The organism is Sphingopyxis sp. OPL5 (assembly GCF_003797775.2).
GTDB lineage: Bacteria > Pseudomonadota > Alphaproteobacteria > Sphingomonadales > Sphingomonadaceae > Sphingopyxis.
The window spans coordinates 1261166-1286534 of record NZ_CP060725.1 but is presented as its reverse complement, the minus strand read 5'-3'; the positions used below and the strand labels follow the sequence as shown (position 1 = coordinate 1286534).

General features: G+C 67.0%; 32 protein-coding genes. 14 read left to right on the top strand and 18 right to left on the bottom strand.

All coding sequences use genetic code 11. From position 1 onward, the window contains the following. Positions 1 to 3: 3 nt before the first annotated feature. Genes gspD through EEB18_RS06125 form a run of 12 tightly spaced genes read left to right on the top strand, consistent with a single transcriptional unit; the run spans position 4 to position 10930 of the window. Complete coding sequence (gene gspD, locus EEB18_RS06180; RefSeq protein WP_187141915.1) at positions 4 to 2208, top strand: type II secretion system secretin GspD; 2205 nt, start codon at positions 4 to 6, stop codon at positions 2206 to 2208. Further along, entirely contained in the window at positions 2205 to 3698 is a 1494-nt protein-coding gene (locus tag EEB18_RS06175) for a GspE/PulE family protein (RefSeq protein WP_187141914.1), read from the top strand. The genes gspD and EEB18_RS06175 overlap by 4 nt, the downstream gene beginning before the upstream one ends. Next, the gene (gene gspF / locus EEB18_RS06170) at positions 3691 to 4908 is read left to right on the top strand and encodes a type II secretion system inner membrane protein GspF (protein ID WP_187141913.1); all 1218 of its coding nucleotides are present in this window, start codon (positions 3691 to 3693) and stop codon (positions 4906 to 4908) included. Before EEB18_RS06175 ends, gspF begins: the two co-directional genes overlap by 8 nt. Before the next feature lie 11 nt (positions 4909 to 4919). Then, the gene (gene gspG, locus EEB18_RS06165; protein ID WP_410468121.1) at positions 4920 to 5405 is read left to right on the top strand and encodes a type II secretion system major pseudopilin GspG; all 486 of its coding nucleotides are present in this window, start codon (positions 4920 to 4922) and stop codon (positions 5403 to 5405) included. Next, the gene (locus tag EEB18_RS06160) at positions 5392 to 5859 is read left to right on the top strand and encodes a GspH/FimT family pseudopilin (RefSeq protein WP_262408144.1); all 468 of its coding nucleotides are present in this window, start codon (positions 5392 to 5394) and stop codon (positions 5857 to 5859) included. Before gspG ends, EEB18_RS06160 begins: the two co-directional genes overlap by 14 nt. Then, positions 5849 to 6214, top strand: coding sequence for a type II secretion system minor pseudopilin GspI (gene gspI, locus EEB18_RS06155; RefSeq protein WP_235535548.1), 366 nt, complete (start codon positions 5849 to 5851; stop codon positions 6212 to 6214). The genes EEB18_RS06160 and gspI overlap by 11 nt, the downstream gene beginning before the upstream one ends. Continuing rightward, positions 6211 to 6822 (top strand): GspJ family type II secretion system protein, encoded by a 612-nt coding sequence (locus EEB18_RS06150; protein ID WP_187141910.1) that lies wholly within the window; start codon positions 6211 to 6213, stop codon positions 6820 to 6822. The genes gspI and EEB18_RS06150 overlap by 4 nt, the downstream gene beginning before the upstream one ends. Continuing rightward, the gene (gspK, locus tag EEB18_RS06145) at positions 6819 to 7826 is read left to right on the top strand and encodes a type II secretion system minor pseudopilin GspK (RefSeq protein WP_187141909.1); all 1008 of its coding nucleotides are present in this window, start codon (positions 6819 to 6821) and stop codon (positions 7824 to 7826) included. The genes EEB18_RS06150 and gspK overlap by 4 nt, the downstream gene beginning before the upstream one ends. Before the next feature lies 1 nt (position 7827). Beyond that, the gene (gene gspL, locus EEB18_RS06140) at positions 7828 to 8967 is read left to right on the top strand and encodes a type II secretion system protein GspL (RefSeq protein WP_187141908.1); all 1140 of its coding nucleotides are present in this window, start codon (positions 7828 to 7830) and stop codon (positions 8965 to 8967) included. After that, a complete protein-coding gene (gene gspM, locus EEB18_RS06135; RefSeq protein ID WP_187141907.1) occupies positions 8964 to 9446 on the top strand; it encodes a type II secretion system protein GspM in 483 nt (160 codons plus the stop codon). The genes gspL and gspM overlap by 4 nt, the downstream gene beginning before the upstream one ends. Next, on the top strand, positions 9446 to 10153 hold the full coding sequence (gene gspN, locus EEB18_RS06130) for a type II secretion system protein N (protein WP_262408143.1): 708 nt from the start codon (positions 9446 to 9448) through the stop codon (positions 10151 to 10153). The genes gspM and gspN overlap by 1 nt, the downstream gene beginning before the upstream one ends. Positions 10154 to 10156: 3 nt before the next feature. Then, the gene (locus EEB18_RS06125; RefSeq protein ID WP_187141905.1) at positions 10157 to 10930 is read left to right on the top strand and encodes a prepilin peptidase; all 774 of its coding nucleotides are present in this window, start codon (positions 10157 to 10159) and stop codon (positions 10928 to 10930) included. On the opposite strand, the gene pal is transcribed toward EEB18_RS06125, so the two are convergent. The 18 genes from pal to EEB18_RS06035 form a co-directional block, all read right to left on the bottom strand. Next, positions 10917 to 11426 carry a peptidoglycan-associated lipoprotein Pal gene (gene pal, locus EEB18_RS06120; protein ID WP_410468131.1) on the bottom strand — a complete coding sequence of 170 codons (510 nt, stop codon included), beginning with the start codon at positions 11424 to 11426 and terminating at the stop codon, positions 10917 to 10919. The two genes, EEB18_RS06125 and pal, sit on opposite strands and share 14 nt — an antisense overlap. A gap of 132 nt (positions 11427 to 11558) precedes the next feature. Next, positions 11559 to 12926, bottom strand: coding sequence for a Tol-Pal system beta propeller repeat protein TolB (gene tolB, locus EEB18_RS06115; protein WP_187141903.1), 1368 nt, complete (start codon positions 12924 to 12926; stop codon positions 11559 to 11561). A 5-nt stretch (positions 12927 to 12931) separates the two neighbouring features. Continuing rightward, a complete protein-coding gene (locus tag EEB18_RS06110) occupies positions 12932 to 13738 on the bottom strand; it encodes a hypothetical protein (protein WP_262408142.1) in 807 nt (268 codons plus the stop codon). Between the two features lie 27 nt (positions 13739 to 13765). Beyond that, entirely contained in the window at positions 13766 to 14275 is a 510-nt protein-coding gene (gene tolR / locus EEB18_RS06105; RefSeq protein WP_187141901.1) for a protein TolR, read from the bottom strand. After that, positions 14275 to 14973 (bottom strand): protein TolQ, encoded by a 699-nt coding sequence (gene tolQ / locus EEB18_RS06100; protein ID WP_056343269.1) that lies wholly within the window; start codon positions 14971 to 14973, stop codon positions 14275 to 14277. The genes tolR and tolQ overlap by 1 nt, the downstream gene beginning before the upstream one ends. Continuing rightward, positions 14967 to 15446 carry a YbgC/FadM family acyl-CoA thioesterase gene (locus EEB18_RS06095; RefSeq protein ID WP_187141900.1) on the bottom strand — a complete coding sequence of 160 codons (480 nt, stop codon included), beginning with the start codon at positions 15444 to 15446 and terminating at the stop codon, positions 14967 to 14969. The genes tolQ and EEB18_RS06095 overlap by 7 nt, the downstream gene beginning before the upstream one ends. 121 nt (positions 15447 to 15567) lie before the next feature. Then, entirely contained in the window at positions 15568 to 16590 is a 1023-nt protein-coding gene (gene ruvB / locus EEB18_RS06090; protein ID WP_187141899.1) for a Holliday junction branch migration DNA helicase RuvB, read from the bottom strand. Further along, positions 16587 to 17117, bottom strand: coding sequence for a hypothetical protein (locus tag EEB18_RS06085; RefSeq protein ID WP_187141898.1), 531 nt, complete (start codon positions 17115 to 17117; stop codon positions 16587 to 16589). Before EEB18_RS06085 ends, ruvB begins: the two co-directional genes overlap by 4 nt. After that, a complete protein-coding gene (locus tag EEB18_RS06080; protein WP_187141897.1) occupies positions 17110 to 17514 on the bottom strand; it encodes a GFA family protein in 405 nt (134 codons plus the stop codon). The genes EEB18_RS06085 and EEB18_RS06080 overlap by 8 nt, the downstream gene beginning before the upstream one ends. Further along, positions 17507 to 18196 carry an energy transducer TonB gene (locus EEB18_RS06075; protein WP_187141896.1) on the bottom strand — a complete coding sequence of 230 codons (690 nt, stop codon included), beginning with the start codon at positions 18194 to 18196 and terminating at the stop codon, positions 17507 to 17509. Before EEB18_RS06075 ends, EEB18_RS06080 begins: the two co-directional genes overlap by 8 nt. Then, positions 18193 to 18792 carry a Holliday junction branch migration protein RuvA gene (gene ruvA, locus EEB18_RS06070; RefSeq protein WP_187141895.1) on the bottom strand — a complete coding sequence of 200 codons (600 nt, stop codon included), beginning with the start codon at positions 18790 to 18792 and terminating at the stop codon, positions 18193 to 18195. The genes EEB18_RS06075 and ruvA overlap by 4 nt, the downstream gene beginning before the upstream one ends. 191 nt (positions 18793 to 18983) lie before the next feature. Then, on the bottom strand, positions 18984 to 19457 hold the full coding sequence (ruvC, locus tag EEB18_RS06065; protein WP_187141894.1) for a crossover junction endodeoxyribonuclease RuvC: 474 nt from the start codon (positions 19455 to 19457) through the stop codon (positions 18984 to 18986). Positions 19458 to 19553: 96 nt separating this feature from the next. After that, positions 19554 to 20300 (bottom strand): YebC/PmpR family DNA-binding transcriptional regulator, encoded by a 747-nt coding sequence (locus EEB18_RS06060; RefSeq protein ID WP_187141893.1) that lies wholly within the window; start codon positions 20298 to 20300, stop codon positions 19554 to 19556. Positions 20301 to 20384: 84 nt separating this feature from the next. Continuing rightward, the gene (locus EEB18_RS06055; RefSeq protein WP_187141892.1) at positions 20385 to 21203 is read right to left on the bottom strand and encodes a hypothetical protein; all 819 of its coding nucleotides are present in this window, start codon (positions 21201 to 21203) and stop codon (positions 20385 to 20387) included. Beyond that, positions 21200 to 21727, bottom strand: coding sequence for a hypothetical protein (locus tag EEB18_RS06050; RefSeq protein ID WP_187141891.1), 528 nt, complete (start codon positions 21725 to 21727; stop codon positions 21200 to 21202). Before EEB18_RS06050 ends, EEB18_RS06055 begins: the two co-directional genes overlap by 4 nt. Before the next feature lie 32 nt (positions 21728 to 21759). Next, the gene (locus EEB18_RS06045) at positions 21760 to 22077 is read right to left on the bottom strand and encodes a YbjQ family protein (RefSeq protein ID WP_056343246.1); all 318 of its coding nucleotides are present in this window, start codon (positions 22075 to 22077) and stop codon (positions 21760 to 21762) included. A gap of 30 nt (positions 22078 to 22107) precedes the next feature. Then, positions 22108 to 22350 carry a DUF2312 domain-containing protein gene (locus tag EEB18_RS06040; RefSeq protein ID WP_056343244.1) on the bottom strand — a complete coding sequence of 81 codons (243 nt, stop codon included), beginning with the start codon at positions 22348 to 22350 and terminating at the stop codon, positions 22108 to 22110. 63 nt (positions 22351 to 22413) lie between these two features. Then, positions 22414 to 22734 (bottom strand): DUF1244 domain-containing protein, encoded by a 321-nt coding sequence (locus EEB18_RS06035; RefSeq protein WP_187141890.1) that lies wholly within the window; start codon positions 22732 to 22734, stop codon positions 22414 to 22416. Between the two features lie 122 nt (positions 22735 to 22856). Between EEB18_RS06035 and pyk the strand changes: the two genes are divergently transcribed. Further along, entirely contained in the window at positions 22857 to 24311 is a 1455-nt protein-coding gene (gene pyk / locus EEB18_RS06030) for a pyruvate kinase (protein WP_056343238.1), read from the top strand. Positions 24312 to 24499: 188 nt separating this feature from the next. Continuing rightward, a complete protein-coding gene (locus EEB18_RS06025) occupies positions 24500 to 25273 on the top strand; it encodes an arginyltransferase (RefSeq protein WP_056343236.1) in 774 nt (257 codons plus the stop codon). The last annotated feature ends 96 nt before the right edge of the window (positions 25274 to 25369 follow it).

Below are 25369 nucleotides of genomic sequence, written 5' to 3'. Positions count from 1 at the left end.
TATATGCGCCTCAAACTGTCCCTGATGCTTGCCGCCGCACTGGTTTCGGCCACGCCGACCGCCGCGCTCGCGCAATATACGCTCAACGTCCGCGACGCGGATATCCGCGCCTTCATCCAGGATGCGGCGCGGATCACCGGGCGCACCTTTGTCATCGACGGGCGCGTCAACGGCAAGGTGTCGGTGGTGACCGACCGCCCGCTGTCGCGCAGCGAATATTTCGAAATCTTCCTCGCCACGCTGCGTTCGAACAGTCTCGTCGCGGTATCGGGACCGAACGGCAGCTATCGCATCCAGCCGATCGACGGCGCGGCGTCGCAGCCCGGCCGCATCGGCAGCGACCGCGCGGCGCAGAACCAGTTCGTCACCGAAATCATCCGCCTGCGCCACATCGACGCCGTCGCGGCGGTCGAAACACTGCGGCCGCTGGTCAGCCCGCAGGGCTCGCTGACCGCGAACCGCAACGCCAACAGCCTGGTTGTCGCCGACTTCGCCGACAATATCCGCCGCATCCGCGCGCTCGCGTCGAGCATCGACCGCGACAGCACGACCAGCCAGATCGTGACGCTGAAAAATGCCGGCGCGCGCGAAATCGCCGCCGCGCTTCAGGCGCTCGCGCCGGCGGCGGGGGAGGGCGCGCAGGCGCCGGTCGCGATCGTTCCGATCGACAGCAGCAACGCCATCGCGCTGCGCGGCGACCAGGCGCTCGTGGCGCGCTTTGTCCAGATGGCGAACGACCTCGATCAAAAGGCGGCGGGCGGTACCGAGCTGCGTGTCTATTGGCTCGACCATGCCAACGCCGAAACCTTGCTCCCGACCATCCAGCAGCTCATCGGCGGCGGCAGCGATCCGGCGCAGAAGGCGGGTCTGCCGGCGGCGTCCTCGTCCTCGTCCTCTGGCGGCAACGGCGCATCGACGGCCGCCCCGGCCCCGGCAGCGGCGCCCGTCTCGACCGGCGGCGGCGGGAGCGGCAGCATCGCGACGCGCGGCCCCGCGATCGTCACCCGCTACGAAGGCGCCAACGCGATCATCGTCGCCGCTAACCCCGACGTCCAGCGCATGCTCGGCGAACTGATCCGTCAGCTCGACAGCCGCCGGCCGCAGGTGCTGGTCGAGGCGATCGTGGTCGAGATCGGCGACGATGCGGCGAAACAGCTCGGCGTCCAGTTCCTGCTCGGCGGCAAGAATATTCCCTTTGTTGCGACCAGCTACGGCAACGCTTCGCCCAACATTCTGACGCTCGGCGGCGCCTATGCCGCCAACCAGTTGTCGCAGGACACGACGACGGTGAACGGCACCACCACCGTCACCACGACCGGCAGCTCGTTCGGAAACACCCTGCAGGAAGCGGCGGCGGCATCGCTGCTCACCGCGACGGGCGGGTTCGCGGGCTTCGCCGGCGACATCGGCAAGAATACGGTGTTCGGGGCGATCATCAACGCGGTGAAGTCCGACACGACGTCGAACCTGCTCGCCACCCCGCATATCGTCACGCTCGACAATCAGGCGGCGAAATTCCTCGTCGGCCAGGAAGTCCCTATCACGACGGGCGAAGCGCTCAGCGACAATTTCGACAACGCCTTTCGCACCGTCCAGCGTGAGGAGGTCGGCATCAAGCTCGACGTCACGCCGCAGGTAAACGGCGCCGGAGAGGTCAAACTCTTCCTGCGTCAGGAAGTGTCGAGCGTCGCGGGACCCGTCTCGTCGCGCAACGGCGACCTGATCATCAACAAGCGCTCGTTCGAAACGGTGCTGACCGTCGACGACGGCGAAATCCTCGCGATCGGCGGGCTGCTCAACGACGACGAACGCAAGACGATCGAGCGGATTCCGTTGCTCAGCGACATTCCGCTGATCGGCGAATTGTTCAAATCGCGCAGTCGCTCGCGCTCGAAGACGAACCTGATGGTCTTCATCCGCCCGACGATCCTGCGCAACCGCGAGGACAACGCCGCGCTCACCGCGCGCCGCTATGGCTATATTCGCGACACCCAGCTGCGCCGCAATCCCGACGAGGAACCCGCGCTCGACACGCTGGTCCGTGACTATATGGGGGCGACGCCGCCGTCGCCGCCGACCGCGACCGACATCACCGTCGGCCCGGTCGACCTGCCGGCGCTGCGCGGCCCGGACGGCAGCGTCACGACGACCGATGTGCCGCCCTCGATCTCGAACGCCCCCGCCCCGCCGCCGGGAGATTATCCGTGACCGAAGACGCGCCGATCGCCGCGCCCCCGGCGCCGGTTGACATTCCCTATGCCTTTGCCCGCACCCACGGTGTCGTCATTGCGCCGGGGGAGGGCGGCGTCTGGCTTGCGACCCTGCGCGAAGGCGCCGACCCTGCGGTGTTGATCGAGGTGAAACGCCACCTCGCGCAGCCGCTACGCGTCGCCACCATCAACGCCGCCGATTTCGACCGGCTGCTGTCGGACCATTATGCCGTCGATGCCTCGGCGGCGGCGATGGCGGGTTCGCTCGACGGCAGCGACATGGATTTCAGCCTGCCGAGCGCCGAGGATCTCCTTGACAGCGCCGACGACGCCCCCGCGATCCGCCTGATCAACGCGATCATCGCCGAAGCGGTACGCCAGGGTGTCAGCGACATCCATATCGAACCCTATGAAAGCGGGCTCGTCGTGCGCATGCGCACCGACGGCGTGCTGCGCGAGCATCTGCGCATGCCGCCGCATGTCGCCCCCGTCGTCGTCAGCCGCATCAAGGTGATGGCGCGCCTGGACATCGCCGAGCGCCGCATTCCGCAGGACGGCCGCATCGGGCTGACGCTGGCGGGCAAGGCGGTCGACGTCCGCGTCTCGACGCTGCCCAGCCGTGCCGGCGAACGTGTCGTAATGCGTATCCTCGACAAGGACGCGGCGGGCATCGATTTCGACGTCCTCGGCCTGTCGGGTGCCGCCGACCAGATCCTGCGCGAGGCGCTGGCCGAACCCAATGGCATCATCCTCGTCACCGGCCCGACGGGGTCGGGCAAGACAACGACGCTCTATGCCGCGCTGAAACAGCTCAACGATGGCCAGCGTAACATTCTGACCGTCGAGGACCCGGTCGAATATGCCGTCGACGGCGTCGGCCAGACGCAAGTGAACGCCAAGGTCGGGCTCGATTTTGCGGCCGGCCTCCGCGCGATCCTGCGCCAGGATCCCGATGTCGTGATGGTCGGCGAAATCCGCGATCGCGAGACCGCCGATATCGCGGTGCAGGCCTCGCTCACCGGTCACCTCGTCCTTTCGACGGTCCACACCAACGACGCTGTCGGCGCCATAACGCGTCTCAAGGATTTGAAAGTAGAGCCTTTTCTACTGGCATCGACGCTTCGTGCGGTCATCGCCCAGCGACTTGTGCGCAAACTTTGTGAAAATTGCCGCGAACCGGTGCAGGCCGACAACAGCATCGCCGCGATGCTCGGACTCGACATCGGCACCGTCATCTGGCGACCCAAGGGTTGCGACCATTGCGGCGGCACCGGCTACAAGGGCCGGATCGGGGTGTTCGAGGCGATCAAGGTCGACGAGACCGTCCGCCGCTATATCTATAACGGCGGCGACGAGGCGATGATCGTCAAGCACGCCTTCCTCAAATCGCCGACGCTCGCCTCGGCGGCGCGCGTGATGGTCGCCAAGGGACTGACCACCGCCGAGGAAGCGATCCGCGTCGCGCGGCGCGAGGAAATCGATGCCTGATTATCGCTATGTGGCGATCGATCCGCAGGGCCGCGAGCGCAAGGGGCGGCTGACGGCCGCCAACGACGACGCCGCGCGCGCCGATCTCGTCCGGCGGAAATTTCATATCGTCGCGGTCGAGGCGGCGGGATCGAAACCCGCGGCGGGCCGGTCGCTGTTCGCGTTTCGCCGCACCAAATTGTCAGCCAAGGAACTCGCGCTTTTCACCCGCCAGCTCGCGACGCTCGCCGAGGTCGCGCCGCTCGAGGAAGCGCTGCGCACGCTGACCCGCCAGAGCGAGGCCGAGAGTGCACGGGTCGTTGTCGGCGACGTCCACGCCGGCCTGCTCGAAGGCCGCCGCCTCGCCGATGCGATGGCGCGCCAGCCGGGCAGTTTTCCGCCGCTTTACCGCGCGATGGTCGCCGCGGGCGAAACCACCGGCAGCCTGACGACGATCCTTGCGCGGCTTGCCGACCTGCTCGAACGCCAGGCTGAGGTGCGCGGCAAGCTGATCGCCGCGCTTGCCTATCCGATCGTGCTCGCCTTCGTCGCGATCGGCGTCGTTGCGGCGCTGATGATCTTCGTCGTCCCGCGCGTGGTCGAACAATTCACCGACTCCGGCCAGCAACTGCCGTTCCTCACCCGCGCGGTGATCGCCATTTCCAGCTTCGCCGCCAACTGGTGGTGGCTGGTCGCGCTGCTGTTCGCCGCCGCGGTCTTCGGCTGGGTGACCGCGATGCGCCGCCCGGCGTTCAAGGCCCGGATCGATGCGCGGCTGCTGCGTCTGCCGCTCCTCGGCCGCCTGCTCCGCGATCTCCATGCCGCGCGCTTCGCGCGTACCCTGTCGACGATGGTGTCGAGCCGCCTGCCGCTCGTCGAGGGGCTACGCCTGACCGTGCCGACGATCCGCAACGCCGCGCTGGCGGGCGCGACCGCGACGATCGTCGACCAGGTGCGCGCCGGCGGCGGTCTGTCGGCCGCGCTGCGCGACGCCGGGGTGTTCCCGCCCTTGCTCGTCTATATGACTGCCAGCGGCGAAAGCGCCGGGCGGCTCGAGCAGATGCTCGAGCGCGCCGCCGACTATCTCGAACGCGAATTCGACCGTTTTACCGCCGCCTCGATGGCGCTTCTCGAACCTGTCATAATTGTCGTTATGGGGTCGTGCGTCGCCCTCATCATCCTCGCCATCCTGCTGCCGATCCTCCAGTTGCAGAACCTTGCCGGATTATAATAATGTCGCTCATGCAGCTTTTCATTCGCCTGATGCTCGATCCCGCCCGGCCGCTGCCTGAGCAGCGCCGCAAGAAGGACGAGCGCGGCTTCACCCTGACCGAATTGATGGTCGTCATCTTCATCATCGGGCTGCTCGCCACGGTGGTGATGATCAACGTGCTGCCCAGCCAGGACCGAGCGATGGTGACCAAGGCCAAGGCCGATATCGCGACGCTGGAAACCGCGCTCGAACAATATCGCCTCGATAACCTCAGCTATCCCGCATCGGGCGACGGGCTCAATGCGCTGAAGGTCGCGCCGCCCGCGCTGGCGCAGCCCGAGCGCTATCGTCGCGGCGGCTATATCAAGCAATTGCCCCAGGACCCGTGGGGTCGTCCCTATAATTACCAGGCGCCCGGACCCAATGGCGCGGCGTTCGACATCTGGTCGCTTGGCGCCGACGGGGCGCCCGGCGGCACCGACGACAATGCGGATATCCACGGTGGAGAAGGCTAGGGCGCGCGCGTCCCGGGCGAACGGCTTCACCCTCGTCGAGCTGATGGTCGTGCTCGCGATCATGGCGCTTGCCGCGACCGCGGTCGTGCTAACCATCCCGGGCGAGGAACGGACCGTTCGGAGCGAAGCCGACCGGCTCGCCGCGCGGCTCGCCGCCGCGCGCGACGTCGCCGTGATCGAGGGGCGCAGCGTCTCGGTCAATTTCGCGCCTTCGGGCTATGGCTTCGAGCGGCGGATCGGCGGCGAATGGCAGCCGCTTCCGGGGCGTTCCTTCGAGCAGCGCAACTGGCCCTCTGACGTCCGGTTCGCCGCAGGCAACGGGCAGGGCGCGGCGCGCATATTGTTCGACCGCGTCGGCACCAGCCCGACGCCGCAGGCGATCGTGCTGAGCGGCGGCGACGCGCGCGAGGTCGTGCGCGTCTCGGCGACCGGGGAGGTCAGCCGTGGCGAATGAGCGCGAAAGCGGTTTCACCCTGCTCGAAATGCTGGTCGCGCTCAGCATCATCAGCATCGCTGCGCTGACCCTCGTGCGCCTCGACGCCTTTGCGGTGCGCACCGCCGGCGACCTCGACGAGACCACCATTGCGGGCATCGTCGCGCAGAATCGCGCGGTCGAATTGTGGACCGACCCCGCGCCGCCGACGATCGGCAACAGCGCGACCGGGGTTTCCAATGCCGGGCGCAACTGGCGCGTCGAACAGCGTGTCGCGAAGACCGCCGACGACAGCCTGCTGCGCATCGACCTGATCGTCCGCCCCGAAAGCGGGCGCGGGCAGGCGGCGCTGACGATCATCCGGCCGTCGCGATGAAGGACCAGCGGGGCTTCACCCTCGTCGAGATGCTCGTCGCCTTGTCGCTGTTCGCCGCGATCGCCGCGATCGGCGTGGGGCTGCTGCGCAGCAGTATCGATACGCAGGATGCGGTGCAGGACCGGCTGAAGGCGATGGGCGGGGTCAACCGGTTGCGCGCGCTGATGGCCAACGACCTTGCGCAGGCGCTGCCGCGTTCGACGCGCGGCCCCTCGGGCGAAACGGTCCCCGCCTTTGCCGGCTCCGAAACCGGCTTTGCGCTTGTTCATGGCGGTGCGGCCTCGCTCGACGGCGGCGCGCATCCGAATATCGAGCGCGTGGCGTATGCGCTCACAGGCGGCGAATGGCGCCGCGCGGTGCAGCCGATGCTCGACGGCACGGCATTGAGCGATGGCGACCGTCTGGTGGATGAGGTGGCCGGTGTCGCCGTTCGCTATCGCGACGAGCAGGGGCAATGGGGCAGCAGCTGGACATCCGATCCCGGCGATCGCCTGCCCCGCGCGGTCGAGGTGCGGTTGACCCGGCAGGGCCGCGCGCCGCTGGTGATGCTGTTCCTCACCGCGCCCGTACCGCCGCCGCCGCTGCCGCTCGGGACGCCCGTGCCATGAACCGCGGACAATCCGATGAACGCGGCGCCGCGCTGCTCAGCGTGCTGCTGCTCGTCGCGGTGATGGCGGTGATCGCCGCGACCGCGCTCGACCGGCTGACGCTCGCGACGCGGATCGCGGGCAGCGCCGCGACGGTCGATCAGGGCCGCGCCTACAGCTTCGCCGCCGAACAGATCGCGCTGCGCCGCGTCGCCGACCTCGTCGGGCGCGATCCCGCAAAACTCACGCTCGCCGGCGATTGGCTCGGGCGCGACTTCACCCTGCCGTTGCCGAACGGGCAGGGGACGGCGCGGCTGACCGATGCGAGCAATTGTTTCAACCTGAACAGCCTCGTCGCCGAGACGATCCCGGGCCGCTTCACCCAGCGCCCCGGCGGCACCGGCCAGTTCGCCGAGCTGATGACGCTGCTCGGGGTCAACACCGACGAGGCGCGTATGGTGGCCGGCGCGACCGCCGACTGGATCGACAGCGACAGCGTTGATGGCCCGCTCGGCGCCGAGGACGGCGTCTATCGCTCGCTGCCCGGCAGCTACCTTCCCGCCAACCGCAAGATGGCCGATATCAGCGAATTGCGCGCGGTACGCGGGGTGACGCCCAAGCTTTATGCGCGGCTCAAACCCTGGATCTGCGCGCTGCCCGCGACCGACCCGGTCAAGCTCAACATCAACACGCTGGCACCCGAACAGGCGCCGCTCGTCGCGATGCTGTTGCCGGGGCAATTGACCGTCGCCGAGGCACGCGCGGCGCTGGCGGCGCGGCCCGCTGGCGGCTATGGCAGCAGCGTGCGATTCTGGGAATCCGGACCGCTCGCCCGGCTCGATCCGCCCACCGATGTCGCCGAGCAGGCGGGGGTGACGAGCCGCTGGCTGATATTGAAGACCGACGTGACGATGGGGGATGGTTTCTTGACTTCTGTATCGCTGATCGACGCGAACGGCGGTGCGCCATCGGCGGGCCAGATGCCGCCGGTGATCGTGCGGCGCGATTGGGGCGAAACCGACTGACATGGCGCGCACATTGGTTCTCTGGCTGCCCCCGGCGGCGATGCTCGGCGAGCGGGTCGACGCGGCGTGGCTGCGTGTCGACGACGGTGTCATCGTCGATTCGGGACAGGATGACGGCTGGGTCGACGCTTGGGAAAAGCCGCAGGATGACGAGGGTGACGACCGCCTGATCGCGCTCGCACCCGCCGCCGACGTGCCGCTGCGCTGGCGCCACTATCCCGACGCCGCCCCGGCACAGGCCGCCGCGATCGCGCGCGTTGATACGCTGCGCGACAGCCTGGGCGATGCGGCGCTCTTGCATGTCGTCGCCGGCCAGCCCGCCGACGCGGGGCAGGCGGTGCCCGTCGCGGTGACCACCCACGCCGCGATGGCGGCATGGACCGACTGGCTGAAGGCACAGGGGCTGTCCCCCGCCGCGATCATCCCCGCCGCCGCGACCGTGCCGCCGCCCGAGCCCGACAGGCTGTGGTCGGCCGAGCTCGGGCGCGAACAGATTTTGCGCAGCGACGACCGCAGTTTCGTCTCCGACCCCGAACTCGACCCGCTGATCGCCGCCGGACGCCCGATCGCGCCGCTCGATGCCGACCGGATGCGTCAGGCGCTGCTGCTCTCGCTCGCCGCGCCGCCGCTCGACCTGCTGACCGGCGCGTGGCAGCCGAGGCGCAGCTGGACGATCGATCCGGCGCTGGTCCGGTGGATGAAGCGACTTGCCGTCGTCCTGCTCGCCGTGACGTTGCTGATCCCGATCATCCATGCGATCCGGCTCAACGCCGACATCGGCCGCGCTGACGATGCGAGCGTCGCCGCCGCCAAAAAGGCTGGCGTCACCGCCACCGACGCGGAGAGCGCCGAGGCCGAACTCGACCGCCGCCTCGCGGCTGCGGGCGGCGGGCCGCTCGCCTTCTCGGTGCCCGCGTCGGCGCTCTACGACGCGATGCGCGACACGCCGGGGGTGGCGCTCAAGAGCTTGTCGCACCGCACCGACGGCACGCTGTCGACGACGATCGCGGCGCCGCGCACCGAGGACCTGAACGCGGTGCTGCTGGCGCTGCAGGCGCGCGGCTACAAGATCACCGCGCAGCCGATGGCCGGCACCGACGGCAACCAGATGGCGAACATCACCGTGAGGGCCGTGCCATGACCGATCGGATCTCCAACTGGTGGCAGGGTATGTCGCGTCGCGAACGCTGGATGGTCGGGGTTGCCGGGGTGCTGGCGCTGGCGGTCTTCATCTGGCTGCTCGGCCGTCCGGCCTATGCCGCCTTCACCAATCTCGAGGCCGATCATCGTGCCGCGATCGAGCGGCAGGGCCGCGTCGCCGCCAAGGTCCAGTTGCTGGCGCAGCGTCCGGCATCCTCGGCGGCCGCGGCGAATGACGCGGTCGCGATCGACCAGTTTCTCACCCAGTCGGCGGGCGAGATCGGGCTGACGCTCGACCGCAATGAAGCACGCGGGCAGGGGCAGGCGACGATCGCGATCGCCACCGCGCGCGCGCCGGTGCTCGCCGACTGGCTCGCCTCCTTGGAAACGCAGGGCTTCGTCGTCGACCAGCTGACGATCACCCCGGCCGCCGACGGCACCGTCGGTATGACCGCCGAACTGCGGCGCGGGGGCAAATGATGCGCCGCCGGGTCATCCTTGCCGCCGTCCTGATCATTCTGATCCTGATTGTCGCGACCTTCCCGATGCGCCTCGCGCTCGCGATGGCGGGCGCCGAAAAGTCGGGGCTGACCGCACGCGAGGTCAATGGTTCGGTCTGGGCGAGTGAATTGATCGAAGCGCGGCTCGGTGCCCTGCCGCTCGGCAATGTGCAGGCCAGCCTGTCGCCGCTGGCCCTGCTCGGCGGCGATGTCGAGCTGGCTTTCAGTCGGCCTGATACGCGGCTCGGCGAACTCGCGGGGCGTCTCCATGGCAGCAACCCGCGCGGCCTTTCGGATCTCAACGGCACGACCTCGCTCTCGGGTGGCCTCGGCCTCGTTCCGGTCGACAGCCTGCGCTTCGAGGGTGCCGCGGTACGGTTCGACGATCGCGGGCGCTGCGTCTCGGCGAGCGGGCGCATCCAGCTCAGCGTCGGCACCTCGATCGCCGGGCTCGACCTGACGCGTGGCCTTACGGGGCCGCTGCGCTGCGTCGAGGGCCGCGCACAGGCGGCGCTCGTCAGCCAGTCCGGCATGGAGCGACTGATGCTCGGCTTCGACGGTAGCGGCGCCTGGCGTGCCGAGTTCGCGATCACCGCCGATGACCCGGTGATGGCGTCGGCGCTGTCGGCGATCGGTTTTCGCGCCGGCAGCAACGGCTTCGTGCTGGTCAGTTCGGGCCGTTTCTGACCGATGACGGCGGCGCTTGACGCCTTGCCCTTTGGTGCGGGCGTCGGCCTCGCGGCGTTGCTTGGGCTGGTCCTCGGCAGCTTTATCGCGACCCTGGTGCTGCGCTGGCCCGACGGGCGGTCGCTGCTAGGGCGTTCTCGCTGCGACGGCTGCGAGCGCGCCCTCGGTCCGCTCGATCTCGTCCCGCTTGTCTCGGCGCTCGTTCAGCGCGGCCGTTGCCGGGCATGCGGCGCGCGGATCGATCCCTTTCATATGCAGGTCGAACTGGCGTCGGGCCTGATCGGCGCGCTGGCGCTGACGATCATGCCCGGCATCGCGGGGTGGCTCTGGGCGCTGTTCGGCTGGCTGCTGCTGCCGCTCGCCTTGCTCGACGCGCGGCATATGTGGCTGCCCGACCGGCTCAATGCGGTGCTGGCCATCGCCGGGCTGCTGCTCGCCGGGCCGTTGCTCGACACGGTGCTGCTCGACCGCTGGATCGGTGCGGTCGCGGGCGGGGTGCTGCTCGCGCTCGTCGCGCTCGCCTATCGGCGCGGGCGCGGGCAGGACGGCATGGGCGGCGGCGACCCCAAGCTGGTCGCGGCGATCGGCTGCTGGCTCGGCTGGCAGGCGCTGCCGCTGATGCTGCTGCTCGCCAGCGTCGGCGGCATGGTCTGGGCGCTGACCACGCAAAAGAAAGGGGACCGGCCGCTGGCGTTGCGACAGGTCCCCTTCGGTCTCTTTGCCACCGTCGCCGCCTGGGCGACGGTGGCGCTGTGGCCGTTGCTTAGCGCTGGATGACCACTGTCACCGCACGGCGGTTCTTCGCATAGGCTTCCTCGGTCGACGCGGTGTCGGCCGGGCGTTCCTTGCCATAGCTGATCACCTCGATCCGCGACGGGTCGACGCCCAGCGAGGCGAGATAGTTTTTCGCGGCATTGGCGCGGCGTTCGCCAAGCGCGATATTATAATCGCGGGTGCCGCGTTCGTCGGCATGGCCTTCGAGCAGAACGCGAACCGCCGAATTGCGCTGCAGCCACTGGGCCTGGTTGCTCAGCGTCGCCTGATCCTCGGCATCGACATTATACTGGTCGAAACCAAAGAAGATGCGGTCGGACGAAACGCTGTTCAGGAAGTCCTGCTGCGAACCCGGGATCACGCCGGTGCCGCCGCCCGAATTGCCGCTGCCGTCGTCGATCCCGTCGGGGTTGGGGGGCAGAACCTCGGGCGCCTTTTTCGAGCAAGCGCCCACGGCGAGCATTGCGATCGCGGCGATCATGGCGGTGGTTTTCCGTATCGTCATGTTGTCGTCCCTTTCGTGTTAATCCGGATGGTCCTGTTCATGTTGAGATTAACCCATGTTGAACCTGTGGGTTCAACCCGAGGCTGCAACATTGGTTCCGCCGCACATTTGGTGCGGATTGGCCGATTACGGCAGCACGGGTCCCCAACTCGGGTCCGACCCGTCCTGCGGAGTCTGCAGCTTGCGCATGTTCACGCCGGTCAGGTCGACCTGCCACAGGCTCGACTTGCCGGAGGCGCCGCGCGAGGTGCGGAAGAATTGCAGCACGCGGCCGTTCGGCGACCATGTCGGCGCTTCGTCCTGCCAGTCGTTGGTCAGCAGGCGCTCGCCGCCGCCCGACGGGGTCATCACGCCGATGCGGAATTCGCCGCCGCCCATCTTGGTAAAGGCGATCAAATCGCCGCGCGGCGACCATTCGGGGGTGGCATAGCGCCCGCCGCCGAAACTGATCCGCTGTTGGTTCGACCCGTCGATGTTCATCGTATAGACCTGCTGGCCGCCCGACCGGTCGCTTTCGAACACGATCTTCTTGCCGTCGGGCGAGAAGCTGCCGCCGACGTCGATGCCCGGGTTGTTGGTCAGCCGCACCGGCGTGCCGCCGTTCGCCGAGATGCGATAGATGTCGGTATTGCCACCGGTCGCCATCGAGAAGAGAATCTGCGTGCCGTCGGGCGACCAACGCGGCGCGAAGGTCGCGTTGCGGCTTTCGGTGACGAGCTTTTGCGTGCCCGCCGCCACGTCATAGATGAACACCCGGACGCGGTCGTTCAGATAGCTGACATAGACGATCTTTTGGTAGTCGGGCGAGAAGCGCGGTGAGATCGCGAGCGCCTGCCCGTTGGTGATGAAGCGGTGGTTGCCGCCATCCGAATCCATGATCGCGAGGCGCTTGATGCGGTTCCCCTTGGGGCCGCTCTCGGCAATATAGGCGACGCGGCTGTCGAAGAAGGGCGCCTCGCCCGACAGCCGCGAATAGATGGCGTCGGCGCATTTATGCGCGGCGCGGCGCCAGTCGCCCGGCTGGATTTCGAACCCCTGCCGCACCAGCTCGCTGCCGAGCTGGGTGTCATAGAGATAGCAGCCGACGATCAGCCCGCCGGTGCTGTTGGTGCGCACGAAGCCGTGGACGACATTCTCTGCATTGCGGGCCTGCCAGTCGGCAAAGCGCGGCGCGGTAACCTCGGCCATCGTAATCGCGCGGACGCTGCCCGGGCCGAGCGGCGCATAGAGGCCGCTGCGCTCAAGATCGGCGGCGATCACTTCGGCGATCTGGCGGCCGAGGCTGTCGGTGCGCAGGCCCGCAACGGTGGTCACTGCGGGCGTGGCGAGCGCGGGCACCGCGATGACCGTGCGGTCCTGCGACAGCGTGCCTTCGATCGTTTCGCGCGGTTCGGACGGTGCCGGCGTGGCGGGCGGTGTCGGAGCGACCTGCGCCATCGCGGGGGAAGCAGCGAGCGCCAGCACGAGGGCGAAGGCGGTGGAACGGAGGATCATGTCACTTACCTCTTGATGAAATCGAGCGTGTAATTTTGCCAGAAGCTGTAATTTTCTTCGGGCAGGTCGAAGGGAGCGGCCAATTCCACCGCGCGCTTGGCGCATTCCTGATGACGCTGGACCTGAAACTTGTTGCTGTCGTTTTCGCCGGTCGTGGTGACACTGGTAAACCCGGCGAGCGCCCCGGATGCGGTCAATCGGAACTTCACCACGGTCTTGAGTTGATCGACATCGACCCCCGACACGCGGCAACCGTTCCAGCGCGGCGCGACTGCCGCCTTGATGCTGACATCGATCGACCGGCGGACCTCTGCCGCAGTTTTGGCGGCCGGGGCGCCTTTGCTGGGTGCCTTGGTCTGTTCGCGGCCCAGCCCGTCGGTGATGCCATCGAGCCGTCCGGTCGGGCGGGCGCCGGACTTTGTGGCAGGCGCCTTGGGTGCGGCCTTCGGCGGTGCTTTGGCCACCGCCGGCGGGGTCTTTTTGGGCGGCGCTGGGACTGGGCGCGCGACCTGTTTGGGGGTTGGTGCGGGGGTCGGGCGCACGACCGGTTCGGGCAGCGGCGGCGCAGGTGTAGGCAGTGGTTCGGGCGCGGCGATATCGACGGCATCCTCCTCGCCCAATCGGGCGGCGGGTGGCGTGTCACTAAGCACCGGCGCGCTCGATTCGGTCGCGGTCTCGGCGATCAGATCGACCTCCATCGGCGGATTGTCGAAGCGCCGCTCGCCCGCGGTCCATTGCACTGAAAGCAGGCCGATGATCAGGACGTGCGCGATCACCGCGATGGCGATGCCGCGCGCCTCATTGCCCTTCATTGCCCGTGTCGCCGCCATGATGTCAGCCTATCGAGCCGTGCCTGAACCGTCGGTGACCGCAGGCGCTGCGCCTTCGGACCCGCCCTCCGATCCCGTGGTCACCAGCGCGATGCGGGTCAGCCCGGCGCGGTTGAGTTCGCCCATCACGCGCATGACGCGGCCGTAATCGAGCCCCTTGTCGGCGCGCAGCATGATCTGCTGCGGCCGCTCGCCTTCTTTCTGCGCCGCCGCGATCGCGTCGAGCCGTGCGGGCAGCTCGGCCTCGGGCACGACTTCCTCGCCGATATAGATGGTGTCGTCGCCGTTGATCGACAGCTGCACCGGCTCCTGCTCCTCGGTCTCGACCGGTTTGGCCCGGCTTTCGGGCAGATCGACGGGGACGGCGGAGGCGAGCAACGGCGCGGTGATCATGAAGATGATCAGCAGCACCAGCATCACGTCGACCAGCGGCGTGACGTTGATTTCGGACATCGGCGCGCGGCGTCCGCCGCGACTGCGTCGTCCGCCCGCGCCGCCCGAGGGACCCGACATCGCCATCAGGCTTCGACCTCGAGCTCGCGGCTGAATGTCGCGTGCAGCCCGTCGGCAAAACGGCCGAGCCGCGATTCGAGCCGGTTCAGACGCTGCGAGAAGCTGTTGTAGGCGATGACCGCCGGGATCGCCGCGAACAGGCCGATCGCGGTCGCGAACAGCGCCTCGGCGATGCCCGGGGCCACGACATCAAGGCTGCTCTTGTTCTGCGCCGCGATCTCGGTGAAGGCGCGCATGATGCCCCACACGGTACCGAACAGGCCCACAAAAGGCGCGACCGAGCCGATGGTGGCGAGCACGCCGATCTTGTCCGCCAGTTTGTCGACTTCGCCTGCCACTGCCGCGTTCATCGCAATGCCCAGTCGCTCGCGGGTGCCGTCGCGGTCGACGCTCTTGCCCGCGGTCGAACGGCGCCATTCCGAAATCCCGGCGCCGAGAACTTTCGCGCTGGGCAGTTCCTCGCGGCCATTCTCGTCATAGAATTTGTCGATATTGCCCGCGCGCCAGAAATCGCGCTCGAACCGTTCGGACGCCTTCATCATCTTGCTGACGCCGCGGCCGTGGGTGGCGATCACCGTCCAGACATAGATGGACGCCGCAAGCAGGCCGATCATCACGCCCTTGACGACCCAGTCGGCCTGCAGGAACAGCGCGATCGGGGACAGCGTCGCCGCGTCGGCGGCCAGCGAAATATTGTTCAGCAAGGGAAATTCTCTCCATTCATGATGGCGGTGAAGCGCTGGACCCAATCGCCGGGCTGGCGGCGGGGACGGCCGGCTGGGGACAGGAAGACCGCAGTGACACGCCCCTCGGTAAGCGTGTCGGAGCTTAACGCATCCTGACCGCGAAGGATGCGCTGAGCGATGACCACGCTCGCCCCGCGCACCGCCTCGACGGTGCTGATGACCAGCAGATCGTCGTCGAGTTTCGCGGGGGCACGATATTTGATGGTCAGGTCGGTGAGCGCCCAGGCGCCTTCGCCACCCTCCATCGCCGCGCGCTGGTCGATGCCGGCAAGGCGCAGCATGTCCGACCGCGCGCGCTCCATATAGCGCAGATAATTGGCGTGATAGACGATGCCCGACAGGTCGGTGTCCTCGAAATAGACGCGCGCACGGTAATGATGCGCGGGCCCGACAAAGGCGCCGGGGACGAAGGGGGGCGGGGCGTCGCTCATCTGGTTAACCGATAGCGATGCTTCGACTCGTCGCAAACCCCTGATCAACACTTCGTCGCAGGGGCGGGACGATTGGTGGCAGAAAAGCGTGGAAGTTGGCGAAGGTGCGGCGCGGCGCGAATCAGGATTCGGGGTCGAACAGACTTTCTTGAGAGCCAGTTGGGGGCATTAATCCCAAATGTTTCCATGCACTTGCGTTCATCATCCGGCCTCTGGCAGTGCGCGCGATCAGGCCGATCTGGAGCAGATAGGGTTCGATGACATCCTCGATCGTGTCGCGCGGCTCCGACAATCCCGCCGCGAGCGTTTCCACCCCGACCGGCCCGCCGCGATAAATATCCGCGATCATAAGGAGATAGCGCCGATCCATCGCGTCGAGCCCGAGCGCGTCGACTTCGAGCCGGTTGAGCGCGGCGTCGGCCGCTTTCGCATCGACGATCGCGTGTCCGGCAACGGTCGCGAAGTCGCGGACGCGGCGGAGCAGGCGGCCCGCGATACGCGGGGTGCCCCGCGCGCGGCGCGCGATCTCAAGCGCGCCGTCGGCGGCGATCGGCAGGCCGAGCAGGCGCGCGGCGCGGGTGATCACCTGTTCGAGCTCGGCATGGGTGTAGAAATTGAGCCGCACCGGGATGCCGAAACGGTCGCGCAGCGGCGTCGTCAGCAGGCCCTGCCGCGTCGTCGCGCCGACGAGGGTGAATTTCGGGAGGTCGATGCGCACGCTGCGCGCCGACGGCCCTTCGCCGATCATGATGTCGAGCGCGCGGTCCTCCATCGCGGGATAGAGGATTTCCTCGACCGCGGGCGACAGGCGGTGGATCTCGTCGATGAACAACACGTCGCCGTCCTCGAGATTGGTGAGCAGCGCGGCAAGGTCGCCGGCCTTGGCGATCACCGGGCCGCTGGTCGATCGGAAACCGACGCCGAGCTCGCGCGCGACAATCTGCGCCAGCGTCGTCTTGCCGAGTCCCGGCGGGCCGAAGAACAGCACATGGTCGAGCGCATCGCCGCGCGATTTCGCGGCCTCGACGAAGATGCGCAGATTCTCGCGCGCCGCCGCCTGGCCGACGAACTCGGCGAGCGTCTTGGGGCGCAGCGCGGCGTCGGCGTCTTCGGGGGTACGCTGCGGGGTGGTGAGGTCGGTCATTGGCTCGGCGCGCTTTCCCACGGAGCCGTGAAGCGGACGCGGCGCCAGACGAAGCGGTCGGGGTGCGACCTGTAGCTTTCGAGTGTGGCGGTAGATCGCGGTAGTTCGGGCGAGAGCCAGTAATAGGTTTCGCCGGCCGCCCTCGCCGGAACCGTGGCATAGCCCTCCACGACACCTTTAGCGTCGGGTTCACCCATCCAGAAAAGGCAGTGATCGCCCCACGCCGGAGCGGCCACGACGATATGATCGCCGGTGCGCAACTTGCCGTCGCCCTCGATCACCAGCATACGGTAGGCGATCTGGTCGGCGGGGTTGCCGTCCTTTCGGATTAGCGCTTCCTCGACGCGCAGCCGCGCTTGTTTGTGGGTGCCGGTTGCAGACTGTTGGCGTTCTGTTTCGAGCAACAGGCGCCCGGTGCGGCAGGCCTGGGCTTGCTGGGGAAGCGCCATCACGCTCGCGGTCGCCAACAGGAACAGCGTGCGTTTTCGCTTCGTGCATGGGATGGCGGTGAGGGTCGGCTCAGTCATAATGGTCTATTGCCTCGCCGGTGATCGAAACCCAAGGCTCCTTGCGCTCCTCATAGATCGAATAGTCGGGGACGAAGCGGTGGCCGGGCTCGAAATTGCCGAGCGGGATGGCATAGGCGTCATGATAGGGCCGCGCGCGGTACCAGACGCCCGAGCCGCAGGTGGGGCAGAAGAAGAAGTCGGCGGTGTTGCCACTGTCGCCGGTATATTGCCACATCTTCGCTTCGCCCTCGGTACGGACCTGGTCCTCTGGGAAACGGACCTGCGCGGCGAAGGCGCTGCCGCTGCGCGCCTTGCACTCGCGGCAGTGGCACACCGACACGCGGATCGGCTCGCCGGTGCAGGCGATGCGGATTTGGCCGCAGCGGCAGGAGGCGTGGCGGGTGGGGTCAGTCATCGTCGCCGAACCAGCGAATCCTGTTTCGAAATTTGCCTTCGACGGGAAGGCCTGCCCGATCACGGGCGGGCAGAACCCTCAGCCTTTCCATGACCAAGGCGCAGGTGCGCGTATCCAGCGATGCGTCTCCGCTCGACAGGGTAATCGTACAGTCCCGAAGCACTCCCTCCGAATCTGCAGTCACTTCGAAACCCACCACGCCCGAAGGAATCTTCGCTTTAGGGTCGTCGAACAGGTCCGCTTCCTTGATAGGGAAGCTTCCCTTCTGTCGAACCGGCTCGGCCAAATATGGCGTCAAATCGCCGAACGCATCCTTTGTACATGTGTGTTTCAAAATGCGTTCGAATTCGGTGCCCAAGGCAAAGCTATCGACCAGCAGGCCGGTGTCATCGTGATATTCGATCAGCATTCGATCGCCGTAGAAGAGGGAGTCCTTTAGCGTCACCGTGGTGCCTGCATCGCGCGCGACGGTTTCGATTTTCTCGCACTTCCGGTCGCACCATCGGCCCGAACTTCGATCGATCTGATAGTGTATGGTTTGAGCGCCGAATTTTGGTTCGCCATTCTCTTCGATCGGCGCGCACTCCAAGTCAAAACTTTGCGCATGCGCGGTCGTGGGGACCGCGGGGATCGTTAGCAGCCAGCTCAAAGCCAACGAAGTTCGCGAGCTCTTCATGATCATTTGGCTGCTTTCTGGAGAGCCACGCGAACTAGTGCATCCAAGCTCGCACCCGCGCCCAATTCCTCGTTCGCCGCCGCGACCGCGGCGCTTGCTTCGCCGGGTTTGAAGCCGAGCCCGGTGAGGGCTGTGACAGCGTCGCCGAGGGGGCCGGACGTGGTGCCCCTGGCCGGACTCGAACCAGCGATCCCGCCGAGCGCGCCCGCTTTGTCCTTGAGTTCATGCGTGATGCGCTGCGCCAGCTTCGGGCCGACGCCATTGGCGCGCGCGATCATCGCGCTGTCGCCGCTGGCGAGCGCGCGCTGGAGGTCGGCGACTTCGAGCGCCGAGAGGATCGCGAGCGCGACCTTGGCACCGACGCCCTGGACGCTGGTGAGCAGGCGGAACCAGTCGCGTTCCTCCGCGCGGGCGAAACCCAAGAGGCGGAGGAAATCCTCGCCGACGAGCGTTTCGGTGTGGATGGTGACGTCGCCGCCCACCGCGCCGAGCGCATCCAATGTGCGCGCCGACGCCTCGACCAGATAGCCGACGCCGCCGACGTCGATCACCGCATGGCCTGCGCCGCTGCTGTCGAGACGTCCGGTGAGTTTTGCGATCATTTCGCTGTGCTAGCGCGGTAGGAATGAAAAGGGAACAGATTGGTTCACGCGGAGACGCGGAGACGCGGAGAGATCGTGCCGACCGAGAAATAGCGTTTTGTCCGACCGTCGCGGAAAATTGAGAGGGTTCGAATATCGGGCCTGTCGGCCTACCCCAACCTCTCCGCGCCTCCGCGTCTCCGCGTGAACTTTCAAAAACGCGGTCGGTGGTTCGCGTGGCAGATCGCCACCGCGAGCGCGTCTGCAGCATCGGCCCCCGCGACCTTGGCGCCCGGCAGCAGCACGCGCAGCATTGCCTGCACCTGTTCCTTCGCCGCGCCGCCGGTGCCAACGATCGCCTTCTTGACGAGGCGCGGGGCATATTCGCCGACGGGCAGTCCAGCGCGCGCGCAGCCGAGGAGGGCGACGCCGCGCGCGTGGGCGAGCTTCAGCGTCGATTGCGGGTTGTCGTTGACGAACACCTCTTCGACCGCAGCCTGCGTCGGGGCGTGGTCGGCGATCACCGCCGCGAGCACCGTGTCGAGATGGGCAAGGCGGTCGGGCAGGGGAGCCTTGGCGTCGGTCTTGATCTGGCCGTTCGCGATATGGCTGATCCGGCTGCCCTCGACACGGATCACGCCCCAGCCGGTGCAGCTGAGCGAGGGGTCGAGGCCGAGGATGATCATGGTGACCCGTTCGTGTCGAGCGACGTCGAGACACCCAGACGGCGTGGGCGTCCGATGGGCATCTCGACGTCGCTCGATGCGAACGGGTTTTGGCGTTTAGCCAAGCTTTTCCATCACCTCGTCGGCGATGTCGTAATTGCCCCACACGGTCTGGACGTCGTCGTCGTCGTCGAGCGTGTCGATCAGCTTGAACAGGCTCTGCGCGATGCTTTCGTCGCTGACGTCGCTTTTCAGCGTCGGACGCCAGGCGAGCTTGACGCCTTCGGCTTCGCCCAGCTTGGCTTCGAGCGCTTTCGCGACTTCGTGCAGGCCGTCGACGTCGGTCCAGATGTCATGGCCGTCCTCGGACGATTCGACGTCGTTGGCGCCGGCATCGAGCGCGGCTTCGAAGACGGTGTCGGCGTCGCCCGCGCTCGCGGGATAGCTGATCAGGCCGAGGCGGTCGAAGCCGTGGCTGACGCTGCCCGAGGTGCCGAGGTTGCCGCCATTCTTGGAGAAGGCGGTGCGGACGTTGGTCGCGGTGCGGTTGCGGTTGTCGGTCAGCGCCTCGACGATCAGCGACACGCCGCCGGGGCCATAGCCTTCGTAGCGCATTTCTTCGTAATTATCGCCGTCGTTGCCCGCGGCCTTGTCGATCGAGCGCTGGATATTGTCCTTGGGCACCGACTGCGCCTTGGCGGCGTTGATCGCGGCGCGCAGGCGGGCGTTGGCGTCGGGGTCGGGCAGGCCCATTTTCGCCGCGACGGTGATTTCGCGGCAGAGCTTGGAAAAGAGCGAGCTGCGCTTCTTATCCTGCGCGCCCTTGCGGTACATGATGTTCTTATATTTGCTATGGCCGGCCACGGCGGGCTCCTGAGATCGATGAGATGACTGCCGCGCCTATTGCCGAGTGCGGCGGAATTTTCAACGGCCTTGGCGATTGTCCGCCTAGTTCGCTGGCTGGCCCGTGCGCAGGTCGATGACCTTGCCGCGATCATAACCGAGTATGCCGGGGATCGGGGCGAGGCGGTTGATCGAGGGCGCGCCTGGTTCATGGAACAAGCCTACGGCGCGAAACTCGGCGCGCTCGTGCGGCAAGGCGGCGAGCGCCGCCGGCACGGGCGTGGCGTCGTTGGCGGGGACCAGCGCCTGCCCGAGAATGAAGCCATAATTGAACATCGACGGGCCGACGTTGTCCTCGAGATTCGGAATCGGCGACTCCTTGTGCACCTTGTCCGCATAGAGCGATCCCAGGAGCGTCATTTCGCCTGCCTTGGCGGCGAACCGCACCGTGCCGAGGCAGTTGCACGTCGACACGCCGCGACCGCCGACCGAGATACCGTATAAAACATAGTCGCCCGCCGGCACCTCGACCAGGAACTGCCGCATCTCGCCATCTTCGATGAAATCGCCAGCGTCGATGGCGAACACATTGCCGGGACCGGCATAGTCGAAGGAATATTCGCCGATCGTCGGTACAGGCCCGCCTTTGGCCTTCTTTTGCAGCTTGGGCAGATCCGCCGCATAGGAAGCCTGCCGGGCCGCTTTCCACGCCTCGATCTCGGCGTCGGTCGGGATCCGCAGGAACACATGCTCGATATTGATCATGCCCGATTTGGCCGTGCTGGACCGGAACAGCAGATACGCCTTGCCGGGGTCGAGCGCCGTCGGCGCAGATTTGTGCGACACGACCCCGTCGCCGCCTTTCGCGGCAGCGCTGTGCGCGGCGGACAGCAGGAGAAGCGCGAGAAGAAGCGGACGGATCATTCGGTCACCTGTGCTGCATTCGGCCGTCCGCCGGACGCGAGTTTCGCCTGCATCGCCACCAGTGTCGCCTCATCGCCCTCGTTCAGCGTTTGCCACGCTGCTTCGGGGGCCGGATACCGGGCATAGCCGCGCGGTTCCATGCAGCGGCGAAGCTTGTTGTTGCGTATCCCCCGTTCCAGTTTCGGAAGGATGATCGACGCGATGGCCGACCGCATGGCCATATCGAGGAGGCCGACGCCGGGATATTGCCGCTTCACATCGTGCCTTACCGGCTCCACCCAGGGGCGGAAACCGGGAATGGCAGCGGGCGCGCCGCTGACCAGAAAGCTCCGGCATTCCGCGATGTCGGCATAGGCTTCGTCGAAACTGACCGACGGGTTGTGAAAGTAGAAAAATTTGAAGCCGTCTTCGACCGCCTTGGGGTTCTGGTCGACCGAGACGTCGGGTAGCACGACGGCGGCCGGATCCGGCCGCGCGTCCTGCGCGGTGGCGGTCGTTGTCGTCATTAGCGCGCCGGCGAGCATCGCCGCCAGGCGCGTCTTTTGCCGCGTCCCCATCAGAGGACGACCGCCGTCCCGCTCGCCGAGACCATCAGCATCGAGCCATTCTGGCCGAGCACTTCATAGTCGAGGTCGACGCCGATCACCGCATTGCCGCCGAGCTTGGCGGCCTCGGCCTCCATCTCGCCCAGCGCTTCCTTGCGGGCGCGGGCGAGGACATCCTCATATTTGCCCGAGCGGCCGCCGACGATGTCGGTGATGCTGGCGAACAGGTCGCGGAACAGATTGGCGCCGACGATCACTTCGCCGGTGACGATGCCCAGATATTCGCGGACCGGGCGGCCCTCGACGGCGTTGGTGGTGGTGCTGAACATCGTCACTCTCTCCTGATCTGAAGGTGGGCGTCAGTCGATGCCGAGCGCCGATTTATACACGTCGAGGATCGCTTCCATTTCCTTGCGGTCGTGGACCGGCAATTTGCGCAGGCGGACGATCTGGCGCATGATTTTCGGGTCGTAACCTTGCGATTTCGACTCATTATAGGTGTCGCGGATATCGTCGGCGATGCCCTTTTTCTCTTCTTCCAGCCGCTCGATACGCTCGATGAACAGGCGTAGTTGCTGGTCGGACACGGTGGCTTCGCTCATTTTGGACTCCGGTAATGGGGATGGTGGGACGCGAGAATCGCGCTTGGCGCGTCCCTAGCGAGGTCAGGGATTCTTCGCCATGCTTTCTTCCATCCGCCGGAGTTGTTCGGGGGTCGCGGCGGTGTGGTGGAGCGCCTTCCAGTCGGCGGTCGGCATGCCGTGAACGATCGCGCGGCCATCCTCCTTGTCGATGCCGCCGGCCTCGGCGATCCAGTCGCCGAGGCAGTTGCGGCAGAAGCCCGCGAGCCCCATCAGGTCGATGTTCGCGGCGTCGCTGCGATGCTGGAGCAAACGGACAAGGCGGCGAAAGGCCGCGGCGGCGACGGCATCGTCGAGCGTGTCGAGCGCGTCGTTCGGAACATTCTGGTCTTCGCTGCACGACATGATCGTTTCTCCACTCGGCCGGTTCGGGGCGATGAATAGCTATACGCGGCTTGCCTTGGCCGCCGCAACGCGCCTAGGCAAGCGGCCGACATTCACCCCCAGATTTTTGACCGGAGCACCCCGTGGTCCAGAGCTTCACTCCCCGCCAGCGCAAGGTGCGCATCCTCGCGACGCTTGGCCCCGCCAGCGCGACGCCCGACATGATCGCCGAACTGCACCGCGCCGGTGCCGACGCCTTTCGCGTCAACATGAGCCACGGCGATCATGAAGGCCATGCGAAGGTGATCGCCGCGATCCGCGCGCTGGAGAAGGATACCGGCCGCCCGACGACGATCCTCGTCGATCTGCAGGGGCCGAAGCTGCGCGTCGGGAGCTTTGCGGGTGGCCCGGTCGAACTGGTCAAGGGCAAACCCTTCGCGCTCGACACCGACAAGGCGCCAGGCGACGCGACGCGGGTGCATTTGCCGCATCCCGAATTGTTCGCGGCGCTCGAAGCCGGAACCCGGCTGCTGATCGACGACGGCAAGCTGGTGCTGCGCGTGCAGGCGGTGTCACCGACACGGATCGACACGGTCGTCGAGGTCGGCGGGAAGATTTCGGATCGCAAGGGTGTCAATGTCCCCGACGTCGTCGTGCCGCTCGCGGCGCTGACCGAAAAGGACCGCCGCGACCTGACATTCGCGCTCGAACAGCATGTCGACTGGATCGCTTTGTCGTTCGTCCAGCGGCCCGAGGACGTCGCCGAGGCGCGGACCCTGATCGGCGGCAAGGCGGCGCTGCTGGTGAAATTCGAAAAGCCGTCGGGGGTCCAGCGGATCGAGGAGATCCTCGAGCTTGCCGACGCCGCGATGGTCGCGCGCGGCGACCTGGGGGTCGAATTGCCACCTGAAGCCGTTCCGCCGCTGCAAAAGCGCATCGTCGCGACCGCGCGGCGGATGGGCAAGCCGGTGGTCGTCGCGACGCAGATGCTCGAATCGATGATCACCTCGCCCTCGCCGACGCGCGCCGAGGTGTCCGATGTTGCGACCGCGATCTATGACGGCGCCGACGCGATCATGCTGTCGGCCGAGACCGCGGCGGGCGCCTGGCCGGTCGAGGCGGTGACGATGATGGATTCGATCGCGCGCTCGGTCGAAAGCGATCCCGATTATTTCCGCCGCCTGCATTTCACCGAGACGCTGCCCGACGCGACGACCGCCGATGCGCTGGCGGAAGCGGCGGGGAGCATCATCGCGACGATCGCCGCCGATGCGATCATCTGTTTCACCGCGTCGGGTTCGACCGCGCGCCGCGTCGCGCGCGAGCGGCCGAATGCGCCGCTGCTCGTGCTGACCCCGAAGAAAGAGGCGGCGCGGCGGCTCGGGCTGCTGTGGGGCGCGCATGCGGTACCGACGAAGGACATCGGCAGTTTCGAGGAGATGATCGCCAAGGGCAAGCGCATGGCGCTGCGCCACGGCATCGGCCGGCCCGGTGCGAAGCTGGTGATGATGGCGGGGGTGCCGTTCGGGACCCCGGGGTCGACCAATGTGCTGCACGTTGCGACGCTGACCGGCGATGAATTGCGCGGTTACAGCTGAGGGTTGATTCAGTCCGGCACAGATGTGCCGGACAGGCACAATTTTTTTCGGTCGGACCCGCGTGCGGACGGTCGAAATTGGTAAATCCTCTTTGCACCATCGGCGCGGCGCGGCATAACCCCCTCAATCAACGCGTCGGGGGGCCTTGCGTCGGGGCCTGCTGCGCCAGTTTCGGAGATGAAGCCCGCGTGTCCGCCCCGTTCCGTTTCCCGCGCTTTTTCGTCACCAGCCCGGCGCCCTGCCCGTATCTGGCGGGCAAGACCGAGCGCAAAGTGTTCACCGAACTCAGCGGCCACAGCGCGGGCGAACTCAACGACGCGCTCGGCCGCATCGGGTTTCGTCGCAGCCAGTCGGTCGCCTATCGCCCGAGCTGTTCGGATTGCGCCGCGTGCGTGTCGGTGCGCGTGTGCGCCGGCGAATTCGCGCCGAACACGTCGCATAAGCGCAATGTGCGCCGCAACGGCGACATCGTCGCGACCGCCTGCAAGCCCTGGGCGACCGAGGAACAATATGCGCTGCTCCGCGCCTATCTCGCCTCACGCCATCCCAATGGCGGCATGGCCGACATGGACGAACAGGATTTCGCCGACATGGTCGAACAGACCCCGGTCGACAGCTACCTGATCGAATATCGCGAACCGACGGTCGACGGCGTGCGCGGGCGGCTGATCGGATGCTGCCTCACCGACCGGCAGAGCGACGGCTTGTCGATGATCTACAGCTTCTTCGATGCGTCGCACCCGCTGCGCGAGGGACTCGGCACGTACATCATCCTCGACCATGTCCAGCGCGCCGCGCAGGCGGGGCTGGCCTATGTCTATCTCGGCTATTGGATCGAGGGGTCAGCGCGCATGGCGTATAAGGCGCGCTTCCGGCCGCTCGAAAAGCTCGGCCCCGAGGGCTGGTCGCGATTCGAGCCGGTCGCGTCGGACCGTATCGCGGCGCAATTCGAACTCGCCTGACACGCGGCGTTTTTGGCGTTGTCGCGGCGCTGTTGCGAACGGCTCGCAGCAGCCAGAAACTGGACGTTCGCCGGTTGACCTTTCCCCGCTTTCAAG